Annotated in this window: 1 pseudogene; it reads left to right on the top strand. The window is 59.9% G+C overall.

Annotated features, from left to right (window positions below):
- A pseudogene (locus tag AC0L2O_RS36275) lies at nucleotides 1-724 on the top strand (DUF1522 domain-containing protein); the annotation flags it as partial.

Raw genomic sequence — 724 nt, forward strand, 5'->3', positions numbered from 1 at the left:
GTGTCTCGGGCAAGACCTTGACCTTCTCCTCCTTCAACGGCGGCACGGCGGTCAATGTCACCTTCGGCGACGGCACCAATGGCACGGTGAAAACGCTGGACCAGTTGAACACGCAGCTTCAGGCGAACAACCTCGCAGCGACGATCGACGCCAACGGACTGCTCACGATCACAACCACCAACGAGTACGCCTCGTCGACGATCGGCTCGGCCGTTGCTGGTGGCGTCATCGGCGGCACGATCACGACTGCGCTGACCTGGTCGAATGCAACGACGCCGACGGTCGACGGGGTGGCACAGGCGGCCCGTTCCAACCTCGTGTCTCAGTACAACAACATCCTAACGCAGATCGACACGACGTCGGTGGACTCCTCGTTCAACGGTGTCAACCTGCTCAACGGCGACCAGCTCAAACTGGTGTTCGACGAAACCGGCAAGTCCACCCTGAACATCACCGGCGTGACCTTCAACTCCAAAGGTCTGGGCCTGGCGGCGTTGTTGCAGGGCACCGATTTCATCGACAACTCGGCGACCAACAAAGTGCTCAACAGCCTGAACTCAGCTTCGAGCACGCTGCGCTCGGAAGGTTCTAGCCTGGGTTCGAACCTTTCCGTGGTGCAGGTGCGTCAGGACTTCAACAAAAACCTAATCAACGTGCTGCAGACGGGTTCGTCCAACCTGACCTTGGCCGACACCAACGAGGAAGCGGCCAACAGCCAGGCGCT

The organism is Bradyrhizobium sp. Kon10 (assembly GCF_055807395.1).